Source organism: Bradyrhizobium sp. 21 (genome assembly GCF_023073335.1).
In the GTDB taxonomy this organism is placed as follows: Bacteria; Pseudomonadota; Alphaproteobacteria; order Rhizobiales; family Xanthobacteraceae; genus Bradyrhizobium.
In genome coordinates this window covers 97,057-114,232 of the sequence record NZ_JADPJG010000011.1, presented here as the reverse complement: position 1 = coordinate 114,232, position 17,176 = coordinate 97,057, and the positions used below count along the sequence as shown (strand labels likewise).

General features: G+C 63.9%; 14 protein-coding genes and 2 pseudogenes. 6 read left to right on the top strand and 10 right to left on the bottom strand.

Features of this window, described 5'->3' with window-relative positions; genetic code table 11:
• Positions 1–101: 101 nt before the first annotated feature.
• From IVB31_RS13685 to IVB31_RS13660, 6 genes are all read right to left on the bottom strand, one after another.
• The gene (locus IVB31_RS13685) at positions 102–1,250 is read right to left on the bottom strand and encodes a hypothetical protein (protein WP_247322910.1); all 1,149 of its coding nucleotides are present in this window, start codon (positions 1,248–1,250) and stop codon (positions 102–104) included.
• Between the two features lie 77 nt (positions 1,251–1,327).
• Positions 1,328–2,068, bottom strand: coding sequence for an SDR family NAD(P)-dependent oxidoreductase (locus IVB31_RS13680; RefSeq protein WP_247322907.1), 741 nt, complete (start codon positions 2,066–2,068; stop codon positions 1,328–1,330).
• A 145-nt stretch (positions 2,069–2,213) separates the two neighbouring features.
• A complete protein-coding gene (gene purF / locus IVB31_RS13675; RefSeq protein WP_247322905.1) occupies positions 2,214–3,719 on the bottom strand; it encodes an amidophosphoribosyltransferase in 1,506 nt (501 codons plus the stop codon).
• A 31-nt stretch (positions 3,720–3,750) separates the two neighbouring features.
• Entirely contained in the window at positions 3,751–4,380 is a 630-nt protein-coding gene (locus IVB31_RS13670) for a CvpA family protein (protein WP_247322902.1), read from the bottom strand.
• A gap of 166 nt (positions 4,381–4,546) precedes the next feature.
• Positions 4,547–5,992: a DNA repair protein RadA gene (gene radA / locus IVB31_RS13665; RefSeq protein ID WP_247322894.1), complete on the bottom strand. Its 1,446-nt coding sequence runs from the start codon at positions 5,990–5,992 to the stop codon at positions 4,547–4,549.
• 18 nt (positions 5,993–6,010) lie between these two features.
• On the bottom strand, positions 6,011–6,739 hold the full coding sequence (locus IVB31_RS13660; protein WP_247322891.1) for a sulfite exporter TauE/SafE family protein: 729 nt from the start codon (positions 6,737–6,739) through the stop codon (positions 6,011–6,013).
• Between the two features lie 212 nt (positions 6,740–6,951).
• Between IVB31_RS13660 and IVB31_RS13655 the strand changes: the two are divergent.
• The 4 genes and pseudogenes from IVB31_RS13655 to IVB31_RS13640 form a co-directional block, all read left to right on the top strand.
• Positions 6,952–7,279: pseudogene (locus IVB31_RS13655) on the top strand (L,D-transpeptidase); the annotation flags it as partial.
• A gap of 395 nt (positions 7,280–7,674) precedes the next feature.
• The gene (locus IVB31_RS13650) at positions 7,675–8,370 is read left to right on the top strand and encodes an alpha/beta hydrolase (RefSeq protein WP_247322889.1); all 696 of its coding nucleotides are present in this window, start codon (positions 7,675–7,677) and stop codon (positions 8,368–8,370) included.
• 306 nt (positions 8,371–8,676) lie between these two features.
• On the top strand, positions 8,677–9,045 hold the full coding sequence (locus IVB31_RS13645; protein ID WP_247322887.1) for a GFA family protein: 369 nt from the start codon (positions 8,677–8,679) through the stop codon (positions 9,043–9,045).
• Between the two features lie 97 nt (positions 9,046–9,142).
• Positions 9,143–9,958: a hypothetical protein gene (locus tag IVB31_RS13640; RefSeq protein ID WP_247322885.1), complete on the top strand. Its 816-nt coding sequence runs from the start codon at positions 9,143–9,145 to the stop codon at positions 9,956–9,958.
• Between the two features lies 1 nt (position 9,959).
• On the opposite strand, the gene IVB31_RS13635 is transcribed toward IVB31_RS13640, so the two are convergent.
• Positions 9,960–10,730, bottom strand: a complete 771-nt coding sequence (locus IVB31_RS13635; RefSeq protein WP_247322882.1) for an exodeoxyribonuclease III — start codon at positions 10,728–10,730, stop codon at positions 9,960–9,962.
• 41 nt (positions 10,731–10,771) lie between these two features.
• Here IVB31_RS13635 and IVB31_RS13630 point away from each other — a divergent pair, with 41 nt between their 5' ends.
• On the top strand, positions 10,772–10,990 hold the full coding sequence (locus tag IVB31_RS13630) for a cysteine rich repeat-containing protein (RefSeq protein WP_247322880.1): 219 nt from the start codon (positions 10,772–10,774) through the stop codon (positions 10,988–10,990).
• A 13-nt stretch (positions 10,991–11,003) separates the two neighbouring features.
• Here the strand turns inward: IVB31_RS13630 and alr are convergent, their stop codons facing one another.
• From alr to IVB31_RS13615, 3 genes and pseudogenes are all read right to left on the bottom strand, one after another.
• The gene (alr, locus tag IVB31_RS13625; RefSeq protein WP_247322970.1) at positions 11,004–12,284 is read right to left on the bottom strand and encodes an alanine racemase; all 1,281 of its coding nucleotides are present in this window, start codon (positions 12,282–12,284) and stop codon (positions 11,004–11,006) included.
• Between the two features lie 46 nt (positions 12,285–12,330).
• Positions 12,331–13,839: a replicative DNA helicase gene (locus IVB31_RS13620; protein WP_247322878.1), complete on the bottom strand. Its 1,509-nt coding sequence runs from the start codon at positions 13,837–13,839 to the stop codon at positions 12,331–12,333.
• Positions 13,840–14,600: 761 nt separating this feature from the next.
• Positions 14,601–15,859, bottom strand: a pseudogene (locus IVB31_RS13615) (cyclopropane-fatty-acyl-phospholipid synthase family protein).
• 282 nt (positions 15,860–16,141) lie between these two features.
• On the opposite strand from IVB31_RS13615, the gene IVB31_RS13610 reads away from it, so the two are divergent.
• The gene (locus IVB31_RS13610; RefSeq protein ID WP_247322876.1) at positions 16,142–17,161 is read left to right on the top strand and encodes a hypothetical protein; all 1,020 of its coding nucleotides are present in this window, start codon (positions 16,142–16,144) and stop codon (positions 17,159–17,161) included.
• Positions 17,162–17,176: the final 15 nt, after the last annotated feature.

The window sequence follows — 17,176 nt, the reverse complement described above, 5'->3', positions numbered from 1 at the left end:
TCTACCGTGTCCTGCAGGTCCCGGCAATGCGCCTAAAGCCGGATGACGCCGCGTCGTAGCGTCATCCGGCGGTTAACTTTTGGGCAAAATGCGTCGAGACGCTATTTGAGCGCGTCCGACGTCAGCTTGAATTTCTGGATGCGCTTTCCGGTGTCGACCTCGGCGGTATAGACGTTGCCCTTGGCGTCGATCGCCATGGCGTGCACCCAGTGGAATTGGCCGGCGTTGCGGCCGTTGTGCCCGAAGCTGCCGACCACGCTGCCGTCCTCGCGCTTGATGACCCTGATCTCGTTGTTCTCGCCGTCGGCGCTGAGCAGCCAGCTCTGCTTCGGATCGGGCCAGATCGCGATGTCCCACACCGCGCCGTTGCCGAGCGTGTTCTTCTCGAAGAAGAACTCCTTCACGAAGGTGCCGTCCTTCTTGAAGACCTGGATGCGGTTGTTGATGCGGTCGCAAACGTAGACAAGGCCGTCATTGGCGAGCTTCACGCAATGGACGGGATTGCCGAATTGCTGCGCAACCGGCGCCTTGGGATCGTACGCCGCCTGCTTGGTGTCGTCAGGCTTGTTGCCGTAAGCGCCCCAATGCCGCTTGTAGGCGAGCGTGGTTGCGTCGAACACGATGACGCGGCGATTGCCATAACCGTCGGCGACGTAGATCTCGTTCGCGTCCTTGTCGATCGCGGTCTCCGCGGGCTTGCCGAGTTGCGTCGTGTCGTTGCTGCCGAGGCTCGGCGCGATCTTGCCGATCTGTGCCACGAACTTGCCGTCGAGCGTGAACTTCAGAATCGCGTTGTCGTTGTCGGCATTGCCGCCGACCCAGACGAAGCCGCGGTCGTCGACCTCGATGCCATGCTCGCGGCCGACCCATTCATAGCCTTCGCCCGGACCACCCCAGGACCGCAGCAGGTTGCCATCAGTGTCGAATTCGAGCACCGGCGGCGCCGACACACAGCACTTGGAGCGCGGCGGGTTGAGGCTCGCGCCCTTCTCGTCATCGGTGAGCGAGCGTGGGCGATGGATCACCCAGATGTGGCCCTGCCAGTCGACGGTGATGCCGCCAACCTGGCCAAGGATCCAATTGTTCGGCAATTGCTTTGGCCAGGAGGCATCGACCGCGAAGGTCGGGACATCGCCAGCGATCGCAACACTCGGAAGCGCAAACGCGATGGCTGCGGTCAGGATGAAGAAGGCGTGAAAGACATTTGCGAGCGCACGGGTGACGCCTGCGCGATCATGCCACGGTGCCATGGCGACCTCCCTTTTTGGCTTGCGGCTTGCTGCCGCTTGAGCGCGGGCAGTCAATCGCGGGGAGGCGCGCGAGTCAATCAGGCCGGCGAGCGGAAGCTCATCAGGCTGCGGGTCTTGTAGTCGTAGAACTTGCCGGTCTCGGTCCAGTCTGGCGCGCACATCGGGACGATGAGTTCGGCGACCTGCTCGGGCGTCTCCAGCGTCGTCGGATCCTCGCCCGGCATCAGGGTGGCGCGCATGCGGGTGCGGATCGGGCCCGGGTTGAACAGGTTGATACGCAGCTTCGTATTGGCGGTCTCCTGCGCCCAGGCGCGCGCCAGCGTTTCCAGGGCAGCCTTGGAGGCGGCGTAGGGGCTGACATAGGCGGTGGCCTTGTTGGCGGCGCCCGAGGTGATGAACACCGCGCGGCCGGCGTCGGATTGCTTGAGCAGCGGCTCCATGCAGCGGATCAGCTGGAAGTTGGCGGAGACGTTGACAGCCATCACGTCGGTGAAGGCCTTCAGCTCGATATGGCCGACCGGCGAGGAGGGGCCGAGCACGCCGGCATTGCCAACGAGGATATCGAGCTTGCCGTAGCGTTCATGCAGGCCGGCGCCGAGCCGCGCAATGCCGTCGGAATCGGTGAGGTTGAGCGGCACCAGTGTGGCGCTGCCGCCGTCCTTGCGGATCTCGTCATCGAGCTCTTCCAGCCCGCCCTGCGTGCGCGCCACGGCGACGATATGCGCGCCGGCCTTCGCCAGCGCCTTGGCCGTGGCGAAGCCGATACCGCGCGAGGCGCCGGTGACGAGAGCGATGCGGTTGGCGAGGGGATTTATCATTGAAATGTTCTATCCAGCGTCGTCCTGGCGAAAGCCAGGACCCATACGCCGTGACGGCGATGATTTGGTGAAGATGGTCATGGCCATCCTCTTCGAACCACACAGAGCTGTGGTTATGGGTCCCGGCCTTCGCCGGGACGACTGCCTAGCTCGCTTCCGCCAGCAGCGACAATTGCCGCGGCTGCTGCTCGGTCTGGGTCTGGTCGGTGAGGTGGGTCGGATACGCCCCGGTGAAACAATGATCCGCAAACTTTGGATTGGCCGGGTCGCGGCCTGGTTCGCCCATCGCACGATACATGCCGTCGATCGACAGAAAGGCGAGCGAGTCGGCGCCGATGAGCTCGCGCATCTCTTCCATCGAATGCGTTGCCGCAAGAAGGCCGTCGCGGTCGGGCAGGTCGATGCCGTAATAGTCGGGATAGAGGATCGGCGGCGAGGCGAGACGGAAATGCACTTCCTTCGCGCCGGCATCGCGCATCATGCGCACGATCTTCTTCGATGTGGTGCCACGCACCAGCGAGTCGTCGATCAGGATGATGCGCTTGCCTTCGATCGCGGCGCGGTTGGCCGAATGCTTCATGCGCACGCCGGATTCGCGGATCGCCTGCGTCGGCTGGATGAAGGTGCGGCCGACATAATGGTTGCGGATGATGCCGAGCTCGAACGGCACGCCGGAATGCTGGCTGTAGCCGACCGCGGCGGGCACGCCGGAATCCGGCACCGGCACCACGACGTCGACCTCGACATGGCTCTCGCGCGCGAGCTGCGCACCGAAGGCCTTGCGCACCTCGTAGACCGAGCGGCCGTGAACGATGGAATCCGGACGGGAGAAGTAGATGTATTCGAAGATGCAGGGACGCGGCGCCATCGGTGGGAACGGCTTGTGGATGTCCTGGCCGTTCTCGTCGAACACGATGACTTCGCCGGGCTCGATGTCGCGGACGAAGCGCGCGCCGATGATGTCGAGCGCACAGGTTTCCGACGTCAGGATCGGGCAGCCGTCGAGGTCGCCGAGCACCAGCGGACGGATGCCGCGCGGATCGCGCGCACCGACCAGCTTCTTGTTGGTGAGCGACACCAGCGCATAGGCGCCCTCGATCTCGCGCAGCGCGTCGATATAGCGTTCGATGAAGCGGCTGCGCCGTGAGCGCGCGACCAGGTGCAGGATCACCTCGGTGTCGGACGTCGACTGCATCATAGCGCCGCTCTTCACGAGCTCGCGGCGCAAGGTCAGGCCGTTGGAGAGGTTGCCGTTGTGGGCGACTGCGAGGCCGCCGGCATTGAGTTCGGCGAACAGCGGCTGCACGTTGCGCAGGATCGTGGCGCCGGTCGTGGCGTAGCGGACATGGCCGACCGCCATGGTGCCGGGCAGGCGGTCGATCACCTCGCGGCGGGAGAAGGTGTCGCCGACGAGGCCGAGGCGGCGTTCGGAATGAAACCGGCTGCCGTCGTAGGAGACGATGCCGGCGGCTTCCTGGCCGCGATGCTGGAGGGCGTGAAGGCCGAGCGCCGTGATGGCGGCGGCGTCGGGGTGGCCATAGATGCCGAAGACGCCGCATTCCTCGCGCAGCGTATCCCCCTCCAGATCGTCCTGAAGCTCTAGCGCGGCCGGGCCGAGATCAAGTTGGGCGTCCTGGTCAGGATTTCGCATCTCGTCCGAGCCTCTCTCTAGTAGGGCTTAATCAACGCACCGCGGGTTTCTCGATCAGCTTTTTAAGGCTGTCACGAGCCGGTTTGCTGTATCCGTCGCCGCTGCCCGAAGGCTGCTGCTCGGAATCAGTCTGCTCATCATCTGGTTTGTTTTTCTTGAATCTCTTCAAGATGGTGTTCTCGGGGTCGTCAGGCAAGAGGGCCATCAGCCAATCCCCGGTTCCCTGGAGCACCACGCGGGATTTGGCCCCCGTGACCCAGTCCGGGCGCTGCTTGTCCGGCACCAGCCAGGTGAAGAACAGGAAGGCGACCACGACGATCAAAAGCCCGCGAGCCAGCCCGAACAGGAAGCCGAGGGTGCGATCCAGCGCGCCGATGCGCGAATCCAGGATCATGTCGGAGATCCGCACCGTGATCACGGAGACCACGACCAGGGTGCCGACGAATACGCCGGCGACCACGACCACGCTCGCGACGGTATCGTTGTTGAAATAGGTCTTTGCGGTCGGCAGCAGCTTCGAGAATGAATAAAGGGTGACGATCGCCGCCGTGCCCCAGGCCGCGATCGACAGGATTTCGCGCATGAAGCCGCGGACCATGGCAAGCAGGCCCGAGATCAGCATCACACCGAGCAGGATCAGGTCGAGGATGGTTACTGGCATCGGCTGGTCTGGTCCGCTCGTACTTCAAAGGTGCTCAGCGAATCGGTGTTTGGCCGCCGCCCCAAGTGAGGGCCAGACGGAGTTTCCGGCAAGGCCGCAACCACGCAATCCCGTGCTGCTTTTGTGACGGCTGTATAGCGGCGGGGATGGGGAACGTCACCTCCACCTAACCCTCTCCACGGCGGAATCTTGCCGGTGTGGCATTTTTCTCCGCCGGTGCGTTCGATTCACCGCGTCGGGAGCCGCGGGCGGCGATTTCGGCCACCAATGTCGTCAGGCTGTTGATTGCGTTCAGCGACAGTCCGGCATCGCCGCCGGCGTCGCCCCGGGCCGATTCGGGCAGCACGGCACGCTGAAAGCCGAGTTTTGCCGCTTCCTTCAGCCGGGCCGGGGTCTGCGCCACCGGGCGCACCACGCCGGATAGCGAGATCTCGCCGAAATAGACCGCATCGGTGGGTAACTGCGCATTAACCAGGGACGACACCAGCGCCGCCGCCGCGGCCAGATCGGCCGCGGGTTCGTGGATGCGCAGGCCGCCCGCGACGTTCAGATAGACGTCGTGGCCGGACAGCTTGACCCCGCAATGGGCCTCCAGCACCGCCAGCACCATCGACAGCCGGCTCGGATCCCAGCCGACCACGGCCCGGCGCGGGGTGCCGAGCGAGGTGGGGGCCACGAGTGCCTGCAATTCGACCAGGACGGGCCTCGTGCCCTCGATCCCTGCGAAGACAGCGGTACCGGGCGTCCCGAGATCGCGCTCGGACAGGAACAGCTCCGAGGGGTTGGTGACCTCGCGCAGGCCAAGGCCCGTCATCTCGAACACGCCGATCTCGTCGGTCGGCCCGAAACGGTTCTTCACGGCACGCAGGATGCGGAACTGCTGCGAGCCTTCGCCTTCGAACGACAGCACCGCATCGACCATGTGCTCGACCACGCGGGGGCCGGCAATCTGGCCGTCCTTGGTGACATGGCCGACCAGAATGATGGCAGCGCCAGTCTTCTTGGCGAAACGAATCAGCGCCTGCGCCGAGGCGCGCACCTGGGTGACCGTGCCGGGGGCGGATTCCACCGTGTCGGTCCACATGGTCTGGATCGAATCGATCACGATCAGCCGGGGGACCGCACCCTCCGACAGCGTCGAGACGATGTCCTCGACAGACGTTTCGGCGGCAAGCTGAACCGGCGCGTCTGACAGCCCGAGCCGCTCGGCGCGCAGCCGCACCTGCGCGACCGCCTCTTCGCCCGAGATGTAGACGATGCGATGGCCGGCGCGCGCCATCAGGCTGGTCGCTTGAGTGAGCAGCGTCGATTTGCCGATGCCGGGATCGCCGCCGACCAGCAGCACCGAGCCGCGGACGAAACCGCCGCCGGTCACGCGATCGAGTTCGGTCATGCCTGAGGACAGGCGCGGGGCGTCCTGGGTTTTTCCGGACAGGCTCTCGAGCGCGAATGTCCGCCCCTTGCGCTTGGAGCGGATCGACACCGGTACGCTGCCGGTCGCATCCTCCTCGGCGAGCGTATTCCACTCGCCGCAGGACTCGCACTTGCCCTGCCAGCGGTTATAGGCCGCGCCGCAGTTCTGGCAGACGAAGGAAAGCGTGGATTTGGCCATGGGGAAGTGAATCGCTGGTCAGGAGGATTGCGCCGCGCTCCATAGCATGGAGAGCCCCGCCGCGACCATGATCCCGTCCATGACCAGGCGGAACATCTCCGGCTTGAGATGCAGCACGAAGCGTTTGGCGATGAAGGCGCCGGCCATCAACGAAGATCCTGCGACCAGGCCCTTGATAAAGACGTCCTGTGTCAGCGCGCCGAAACGCTCGAAGGTCACGGACTTCGCGAAGTAGAGGCCGAGCGAAGAAGCCGCTTCGGTAGCGAGGAAGGCGCCCCTGGACAGGCCGTAGAACAAAAACAGCGGGACGCTGAGCGGGCCGGTGGAGACGACGATGCCGGTGAGATAGCCGATGATCGCGCCGCCGATGGCGAGATGCCAGAGATTGGCCTTGAGATCGTGCCGCGCCAGCCAGTGCCTGACCGGCACCATCGCGATCAGGAAGACGCCGATGGCAAGATCGACGGCGTGCGAAGGTAGCGCCAGCAGCGTGCGCGCACCGAGCACGGCGGCCGGAATGCCCGTGACCGAATAGGCCGCGCAGGCCCACCAGTCGACCTCGCGCCACCAAGCCAGGATCCGCGAGAAATTCGCCATCACGGAGGCGACTGCCATGATCGGCACGGCCTCCTTCGGCCCATAGGCATAGACCAGCACCGGCATCAGCATGATCGACGAGCCGGTGCCGACGATGCCGGAGATGGTGCCGGCGACAAGGCCGACGGTGAGGACGAAGAGGAAGGCCAAAACGGTCTCCACGAATCGGGAGAGTTTAGCCGCCGCCAGCGACGCGGGCGATCCGCGGGGCGTGGGAACCCTATCTTGCCGAACGTGAGCCCGGCGTTAACCATCGCCCACGGTTCCAGTCTGAGCGAAATCGCTTCGAAGTTTCTTAAATTTTACTGGGTACCTGTCTTGGGATAGTGACCTTGGGGGTAAGCGGGTCAAACGCGGAAAGGCGGCAGGTGGTTGACTACGCCAGCCGCCAGACCCCGGGCACCGTGATCATCGATACCAAGAACACATTCCTTTGTTTCGTCCTGAACGACGCGCAGGCACTGCGCTACGGGATCGGTGTTGGCCGCGAAGGTTTCACATGGTCCGGTGAGCAGACTGTGGCTCGTAAGGCAGAATGGCCGGATTGGCATCCGCCTGCGGAGATGGTCTCGCGTCAGCCTTATCTGCCGCGGTTTATGGCAGGAGGTCCTGGCAACCCGCTCGGCGCGTGCGATGTATCTGGGCGAGACCGAATATCGAATTCACGGCACCAACAAGCCCGATACGATTAGGGCGGAGGACAGGTCACCTCGCCCGGAGAACTTCTCCGGCACGGCTCAGCCACCCCGATTGCGGGATGAGTATAAGCGTAGCTCAAAGCTGCGCCGGTTAGAGCAGCGCCAAGGACTGCAATTTGCCATCGCAATTTCATGCCTTCGACTTCCCGAAGAGGGGTGTCCTGTTTGGCCCTTCGCATCGCATGACACGCTGTTGCGATTTGTCGGGCGGACCGGACGCGACGCGGCGCTGGTCAAAGCGGCGCTGTTGATGCGAAGCAGACGTTTCGAAAATCGGTCCATCGCTATTTTGAAAGGACCACACCTTGCCCGTGCCATTTCGGAAGACGCGCCTTGCCTCCTTACTATCCTGTCGCTCTTCAATTGTGATCAGGAAGGCAAGTTCCCATGAACGCCAAACCAACGATCGTTTTCTGCCACGGGATTTGGGCCGACGGCTCGTGCTTCAGTAAGGTCATTCCTGCGTTGCAGGCCGATGGACACGAGGTCATTGCCGTCCAATACGGTTTGGACTCTTACGAGGAGGATCTGGCGACGGTTAAGCGCACGCTCAATCGTGTCGGCAGCCCCGTTCTCCTGGTCGGTCATTCTTACGGCGGGGCCACGATTACAGGCGCAGGCGCGGATGAGCGCGTGGTCGGGCTGGTGTACATCGCAGCGGTGGCCCCGGATGCCGGCGAAACCGTACAGGATCAGCTCGACAAGTATCCGTCGGACATTTTCTCTCGCGTTGAGGTGGCGGATGGGCGTGCCTGGATGCTTCCGGGCGGCACCGAGTTCTTCGCAGGTGATCTCTCCGAGGCCGACCAGAAGCTGGTTTGGGCGACGCATTATGCGCCCGTCTACGATCTGTTCCAGCAGCAAAAGCTCAGCGCGGACAGGGTTGCGTGGAGATCGAAGCCAAGCTGGTACATCCTGGCCACGAAAGACCACACGGTGCACCCCGATCTGCAACGTTGGGTCTCAAAGCGCATGGGAGCGACAGTTACCGAGGTCGCGAGCAGCCACGTGCCAATGCTGTCCCAGCCTGATGTGGTCATCGACGTCATACGCAAGGCCGCGGCGGCAGTTCAAAAAGGCTGATCACCTCTCTGCGCTGAACGCGAAGGAGAGGTCGTTCGCGGGCGGCCTCTCCCGTTCACTGTCCTGTTGGCGCCGACCGCTTCCGGAGACATCCCGCCGGTATTTTGCCCGTTTCGGAGCATGCGTAACCCATTGATTTGCCATTGGTCTGCTACTGTGCATGGGGTTGTTTTTCATGTTTTTGCTGAGTTGGTGCGGCAAGTCGGTGCGCGCAGCACCCGGGCCAAGAGCGGCGTTCCGCTGCTGACAGCATGTTGGCAGCAGGGGCCGGCTACGACCATCTCCTGACAAAACGGAGAGCGGGACATGCCGATCGAGGCAAGCTGTCATTGCGGTGAGACGGTGTTCGAGGTGACGGAGGCGCCCTCGAGCGTGACCCGTTGCACCTGTTCGCTCTGCGCCAAGCGCGGCGCGTTGTGGGCCTATTACACGCCGGCGCAATTTCGGCTGCTGTCGCCGGCGGAGAACGTCGCGACCTATCTCTGGGGCAGCCGCACGGTCAAACATCATTTCTGCGCAAGCTGCGGCTGCGGCACCTATTCGGAGTCGCCGGACTGGTCGACCGGCAAGCCCGATTTCGACAATCCCAAGGTCGGCGTCAACGCGCGCCTGTTCGACGATTTCGATCTGGAGGCCGTGCCGGTGAACATGATCGACGGCCGGAATTTGTGGTGAGCATGCAGGCTGACGCATGTCTGCTGCACGCTCGTCCTCTTGAGGCAATTCTGAAAAGCTGATTTGTTTCCGGCCCGAGAAAAAAGGGGAGGAAGCCATGACGCGTCTTTTTGCGCGAGTGATGCTCGCAATGTGTCTGGTCGTTGCAGCGGGCTTCGATGCCCAGGCGCAGACCAAGCCGAAGGTCACCTCGCTCGGCCCGGATTTTCCCAAGGCGGCGTTGTTCGTCGGCAACAGCTTCTTCTACTACAATAACGGCCTGCCCGGGCATCTCTCCTTCATGGAGCGGGCTGGGGATCCTGAAAACAAGGCGGCTTATCGCAACACCATGGCCACGATCGGCGGCTCCGGCCTCGATTGGCACGACATGGACAATCTGCTGCGGCCGGGCGGCATTGGCGCGTATTCCTTCGACGAGCAAAACACCGTCGTCTTCAACAAGCCGGGCAGGCAGTTCGACGCGGTCGTGATGATGGATTGCAGTCAGTGCCCGATCCATCCGCAACTGAAGGATGCGTTTGTTACGTTCGCGAAGAAGGACAGCGAGATCGTCCGCGCCCATGGCATGCGGCCCGTGCTGTTCATGTCCTGGGCTTATGCCGACAAGCCCGAGATGACGGAGGGCCTGGCTGAGGCCTACACGATCGCAGGCAATGCCAATGAGGCGCTCGTCATTCCCGCGGGTCTTGCCTTCGCGCGCGTGCGCAAGCTCCAGCCTGAGCTCAATCTTTATGCGCCGGACAAGCGGCACCCGAGTCCCGCCGGCACGTATCTCGCGACATGCGTGACGCTCGCCGCGCTGACGGGCCGTTCACCGGTCGGCAATTCCTACAACATGGGACTGGATCCGGAGACGACGCAGCTGTTGCAAAAGGCCGCGTGGGACACCGTGCAGGAATATTACGGGCGTTGACCTAGCGCAGGACGATCCACGCCGGCGCGTGGTCGCTGGCGCCGTCTTCGCCGCGGACCTTCTTGTCGACACCAGCCTTGGCCAGCCGTGAGACGAGGGCAGGGCTGAGCAGGAGATGATCGAGCCGCAGGCCCGCATCGCGCGGCCAGCGGTTTCGCTTGTAATCCCAGAAGGTGTAGATGCGCTGCTCCGGGTGCTGTTCGCGGATGGCGTCGCACCAGCCTTGCGCCACCAGCGAGGCGAAGGCCGCGCGGCTCTTCGGCTGGATCAAGGCATCCTTGTCCCACGAGCGCGTCGGATAGATGTCGATCTCATCAGGCGCGACGTTGTAGTCGCCGGCGAGCACCACGGGCAGATCCTGCTTGATGAAGGTTTTCGCGTGGCGCTTGAGCCGCGCGAACCAGTCGAGCTTGTAATCGAATTTCGGCCCCGGCTGCGGATTGCCGTTCGGCAGGTAGATGCTGGTGACGATGACGCCGCGCACCGCGGCCTCGATGTAGCGGGCTTCGTGATCGCCTGGCTTCCCTGGCAAGCGATCGCGTGTGAGTATGGGCTCGGCATTGCGGGCGAGGATGGCGACGCCGTTCCAGGTTTTTTGTCCACACCACACTGCGCCGTAACCAGCCTTTTCGATCGCGGCCGCCGGAAATTCGCCATCACTTGCCTTCAACTCCTGAAGCGCAACGACATCAGGTTTCGCCGCTTTCATCCATGCCAAGAGATTGGGCAGGCGGCGATTGATGTTGTTGATGTTGAATGTCGCAATCTTCATGTAGAGCTGATCGCCTCTCGCGTTTCGTCACCGGAGACACAATGTCCAAGTTCAACTTTGCCGCCATCGTACTGCTCGCCGCATTCTCCGGAGCGGCTCCGGCACAATCCGCTGATCCCCGGGGTGCGTGCAAGGCGGACTACGACAAATTCTGCGCCGGCCTCGCACCGGGCGGCGGCATCGTCGCCTGTCTCAACGCCAAGCGCGATCAGCTCAGCGCGACCTGCAGGACAGCGCTGGACAGCAGGAAGAAGAAGTAAGCGGCCGAACAGGTCAGCCGGGCAGCGGCGGCGGGCTCGCGGGCTGCTCGACCGGCGGCGGAGCGGGCGGCTGCTGCTCGACCGCCTGCGCGGGAGCCGGCTTTGTCAGTGGCTCCACGACGTTGCCGCCCTTGTAGATTCGGGCATAGCGGCGGCCGAGGCTGGTCAGCACCTCATAGCCGATCGTGCCGAAATGATGCGCGAGCTCGTCGACGGTGATGCCCTCGCCGATCAGCGTCACCATGTGGCCGCGCCGCGCCGCGTTCGGCGGTAGATCGGTGATGTCGATCGCGATCAGGTCCATGGAGACGCGGCCCGCGACCGGACAACGCTTGCCGGCGACGATGACCTCGGCGCCGCGGGTGCCGTCATTGGAGCTTGCGGCGCGGAAATAGCCGTCGGCATACCCGACCGCGATGATCGCCAGTTTCGTCGGCCGCCGCGCGGTCCAGGTGCCGCCATAGCCGACGCTCTCGCCGCGCTCGACGTTGCGGATCTGCACGATGCGCGCCTTGAGGTCGACCACCGGCTGCATCGGATTGTCGGACTCCGGCGTCGGGTTGACGCCGTAGAGCGCGGCGCCTGGCCGCACCAGGTCGAACTGGAAGTGCGCGCCGAGGAAGATGCCGGACGAATTGGCGAGCGCCGCCGGCACGCCGGAAAATTCGCTGGCGATGCCGCGGAAGGCCGCGAGTTGCTTGGCGTTCACTTGGCTGTTGAGCTGCTCGGCCGAAACCAGATGGCTCATCACCAGCGTGATGCCGTGATCGCCGGCATTGATGCGGGGAATGATGGCCTGCGCTTCCGCAAGCGTCAGCCCGAGCCGGTTCATGCCGGTGTCGATGTGGATGGCGGCGCCCCCGGACCAGCCGGTGCGGCGGCAGAACACGTCCCATTCCGCGAGCTCATTGAGATCGCCGATCACCGGCCGGCAGTTGCTGCTGGCGTAGTGCTCGCCGGTGTTCTGGAAATAGCCGCCGAGCACGTAGATCGTGGCCTCCGGCACCGCCGCGCGCACCTTGCGCGCTTCCTCGATGGTGGCGACGAAGAAGGTCTTGCAGCCGGCCTTGTTGAGGGCACGCGAGACTTGCTCGGCGCCGCAGCCATAGGCATCGGCCTTGATCACTGCCGAGCATTCGGCCGGCACTGCGGTCTTCTCGAGCTTGCGCCAATTGGCGATGATGGCATCGAGATCGACGGTGAGCACGCCGCCATAAGCAGCGAGCGCGGCAGCCTGATTGGCCTCCGCGGAGAGAAGGCCGGATTGCGGGATCATTTTCGGGTCGGACGCCAGTGTCATGGCGCCGTTTTACGCAAGAGGCACGCCCGGTTCAAGGAACTCAGTAGTCGTTGCCGCTGCGGGCCGGCATCTGGCTGTCAGGCGCGAGGTCGCCGAACCGCGTGACCGAGGCTTCGAACGCCAAATCGACGGTGCCGGTCGGGCCGTGGCGCTGCTTGCCGATGATGACCTCGGCCTTTCCGTGCGCAAGACTCATGTCGAGCTGCCACTTCTCGTGTTCCGGCGTGCCCGGGCGGGGCTCCTTCATCGCGAGGTAATATTCCTCGCGATAAACGAACAGGACGACGTCGGCGTCCTGCTCGATCGAACCGGATTCACGCAAGTCGGAGAGCTGCGGCCGTTTGTCGTCGCGGGATTCGACCTGTCGCGAGAGCTGGGACAGCGCGATCACGGGAACGTTGAGTTCCTTGGCGAGCGCTTTCAGGCTGGTCGTGATCTCCGTGATTTCCTGCACGCGGTTGTCGCTCCGCTTGCCCGAACCGGACAGCAGCTGGATGTAGTCGATCACGAGCAGGTCGAGGCCCTTCTGCCGCTTCAGCCGGCGCGCGCGCGCCATCAGTTGCGCGATCGACAGGCCACCGGTCGCGTCGACATAGAAAGGCAGCGATTGCAGCTCGATCGACACCTCCCGGATCTTTTCGAAATCGGCTTCCGAGATGCCGCCGCGGCGGATGTGGGATGAGGGAACGCCGGTGCGCTCGGCCACGATACGCGTGGCGAGCTGGTCGGCCGACATTTCGCAGGAGAAGAAGCCGATGACGCCGCCATTGGCGGCCTTCGTGGTGCCGTCGGCCTGGATTTCCGGAACGTAGGCTCGTGCGACGTTGTAGGCGATATTGGTCGCCAGTGACGTCTTGCCCATGCCCGGGCGTCCGGCGACGATGATGAGATCGGAGGACTGCAGGCCGCCCATCTTGGTGTCGAGGTCGCGCATACCCGTCGAGATGCCCGACAGCTTGCCGTCGCGCTGGAACGCCTTTGCCGCGAGATCCACCGCGACCGCCAACGCCTGCGAGAATTTCTGGAAGCCGCCGTCATAGCGGCCGGATTCGGCAAGCTCGTAGAGGCGGCGCTCGGCGTCCTCGATCTGCGCCCGTGGCGCAAAGTCGACCGGGGCGTCATAGGCCACGTTGACCATGTCCTCGCCGATGCCGATCAGGTCGCGGCGCAGCGCCAGATCGTAGACGGTGCGACCGTAGTCCTGGGCGTTGATGATGGTGGTCGCTTCAGCGGCCAGGCGCGCCAGATATTGCCCGATGGTCATGCCGCCGACATCGGTGTCGGCGGGCAGGAAGGTCTTCAGCGTCACCGGCGTCGCGATCTTGCCCATCCGGATCAGGCTGCTGGCGGTCTCGTAGATGGTCTGGTGCAGCGGCTCGAAATAGTGCTTCGGCTCCAGGAAGTCGGAGACGCGATAAAACGCGTCGTTGTTGACCAGGATTGCGCCCAGAAGGCTCTGTTCCGCCTCGATATTATGCGGCGCGCTCCGGTAGGCAGGCGTTCCGGCATCGGGAGCGAGTTTCAAAATGTTCGAATCAGTAAGGGCCATGATCGAGTGTTGACAATTTCTTGGGCGAATGCGGGGCCGGGATAAAGCGCTGCCGCAGCCCAAAGCGGAAGCAAAAGCTGACTGCTATCAACCGATCATTAAAATGGTGGATGATTGGGCGCCGCAGTACGCGCCGCGCTTGACGGATTTTCGCGGAACCGGGTCGCGGCGCTGGCAGCGCTCGCGACCGCGCCACGGAAAATGCCCGATGATGTGAACCTATTGGATTGGCGGGCAGACGTATCGAGAGGCGCGCGAAATGACGCACGCTGGGAGCTTTCGGCTCGCCTTCAGACCAGCAGGAGGTAGACCAGTGCAACCAGTGCCGCCCCGACGCCGGTGACGATCAGGGCGTAATCGGTGCGGAGGTCGTCCTGCACGTCGAATGAGGTTTGGGTCTCTTTGCTCATGGCGACGGTCTAGGCCAAGGCCGACGAGACTTATGTGAAGCAGATCACATCTCCCCGGATTTTTTCGGGGATAGAGCCGGAACAGGCAGGCGGGCAGGGGATTGTCCCCGACGACCCTCCACCAGGAGAACGAGGCTAGCGATGCGGCCAGAACGGCAGCACCAGAACTGGCGAAGCGAGGCAGGCAGCCGGCTTTGGCTGTCCGGGCTGATCGTGGCCATGCAGCATGCCGGGCAGCCGGACGTCCGCCGCCAACCGGTCGCACCCGACGTTCTGGACGAACTGCGGACGCAACTGGCGTTAACGAGTTCCTTCCGGTCTTCCCCGATTTCGACCCTGCGTCACTAGGACCTATTCACCCGCAAGTTTCAGCCTCGGCTGGGTGCCGCCTTCGATTGCGCGCAGCCGCACTTCCTCGCGGGCGATGTAGTCGCGGGTCATCGGCACCACGCCTTGACGCTTGGTGAGCTGGATCTGGAAGTTCATCATCGCCTGCTTGCGGAACGACATCTCGCAAGCCGCAAGATAGAATTCCCACATCAGCGCGAAACGCTCGTCGTAGAGCTGTATCGCTTCCTCGCGCCGGGCCAGGAAGCGTTCCCGCCAGGCCTTCAGCGTCTCGGCGTAGTGCAGGCGCAGGACCTCGATATCGCAGATCAGCAGACCAGCACGCTCGATCGCCGGCAGCACTTCCGACAAAGCGGGGATATAGCCGCCGGGGAAGATGTATTTCGCGATCCAGGGATTGGTCGAGTCCGGGCCTTGCGAGCGGCCGATCGAGTGCAGAAGCATGACACCGTCCTCGTTCAGGAGCTCGGCGCAGCGCTAAATAGGCGTCGTAGAACCTCGCTCCAACATGCTCGAACATGCCGACCGAGACGATCCGGTCAAACGGGCCGTCAATGTCGCGATAGTCCTGGAGCAGGAAGCGTGCCGATCTGGTCAGACCCTTCTCGGTCGCGCGCGCAGTGGCGACCTGCAACTGCTCGGTCGACAGCGTGATGCCGGTAACGTCGGCGCCGGCGATCTCCGCGAGATAGAGCCCCAGCCCGCCCCAGCCCGCCCCAGCCCGAGCCGATGTCGAGCACGCGCTGGCCACGCTTGACGCGCAACTTCGCAGTGATGTGCCGCTTCTTGGCGAGCTGCGCATCGTCGAGCGTCGTCTCCGGCGTCTCGAAATAGGCGCAGCTATATTGCTTGTCGGCATCGAGGAAGAGCGAGTAGAGCCGCGCGTCGAGGTCGTAATGATGTGCGACGTTGCTGCGCGAGCGCGAGCGCGGATTGAACTGCTTCAGGTGCCGCGTCAAATAGCGCAGGTGCCACCAGGGTTTTGCCCACTGCGGCAATAGGTCGGGTTGATCGAGCAGGATCGCGAGGGCATCAGCTATGCTGCTGCGCTCGACGACGAACTCGCCGTCCATATAGGCCTCGCCAAGCCCGAGCTCGGGATTGACGAGGATCTTTCGTTCTGCCTCCGCAGTGACGAAACGGACGGCAATCGGCTCGCCCGAGCCGTCGCCGACGGCGAACTTCGATCCCTTTGCCGTGGTCACCGTCAACGACCCGCGGCGAACGAACTGAGACAGGAATCCACGCAACAATCGGTCCATCGACACCTTCCCTTTTCGAGCGAACCCGAAGAGATGCGACTAACCCGGCCTTCACATCCGACACTCAGGTCCCGCTCTGGTTCCTATGCGTTTGCATCCAAATCTGGGGAAGGGGCTTCGATCCCGCTATTGCGCTGGGTTCAAAGCCGATATTCCAAAAGCGCTTAATCACATCCTTGCGCGCGGAGCCTGCTTCCATTCGCAGCTCAATCCGCTAAAAGGTGACCCGCCGCCGCGCCGCCTGCCGGCTGTACCTCTCGGAATTCAATGGAGATGATGGGAATGTCGAGCCGAGCGCTCAGCCTCGCGACGGTGTTGTTTCTGATCGGCTTCGGCGCGACCGATGCCGTTCTTGCGCAGGCGACGAACCTCGAGGCCGGCAAGGCCCCATCCCAGCTTTTCACGCAGACCTGCAATGCCTGCCACAAGAGCCCGCGCGGCCTGTTGAAGACCGTGGCGCCGGGCTCGCTGCCGGGCTTCCTGCGTCAGCATTACACGACCAGCCCCGACATGGCGGGCGTGCTCGCTTCCTATCTCGTCTCCAACGGCGCCGCCGACACCCGCTACCAGGCCAAGGACGGCAAGGACAAGAAGGACGGCGCCAAGGACAAGGACAAGGACAAGGACAAGGAAGCCAATACCAATCCCGCGCGGTCACCTGAACGTCAGGGTCGCCGGCAACGTTCCCAGGAGTCCGCCAGGCCTGACGGCGAGGGGGCCGCTCCCGCAGCCGAGGGCGCGCGTCAGAAGCGTATGGCGCGGCCGGCCGAAGAAGGAACGAAGGAAGGCGCGAAGCCCGAAGGCCAGGCCGCACCCGAAGGGCGCAAGGCCAAGCGTCTCGGCAAGCGTGGCAAGCCGGAGAGCGAAGAGGCGCCGAAGGACGACGCCGCGGCGCCGGCGGCAGGCGACAAGAAGGGTGAGCCGAAGCCCGAGCCCAAGCCCGAGTCTAAGCCCGAGACTGCGAAGGTGGACTCCGGCGAGACCAAACCTGAAGCCAGCAAGTCCGAAAGCAGCAAACCGTCCGAGAAGCCCGCCGAGGCCAAGCCGGAGAGCGCCAAGGTCGAACCGCGCGGCAGCGATGCTCCGGCGCTGCGGCCCGATCCGGTGCCGCAGGTGACGCCGGCTGCACCGGCCGCCGCGAAGCCCGCCGAGCCGGCTGCGCCCAAGCCGGCCGAGGAGGTTGCTCCCAAGCCGGCCGCCAGCTCCGAACCGGTAGCGAAATCGCCGGAGCCGGCGCCGCCCGCGACCGCCACGGCGCCAGCCGAATCGTCCGGTCCGCCGGCCCCGCCGATTTCACGATAAGAATCCCCCATCTTC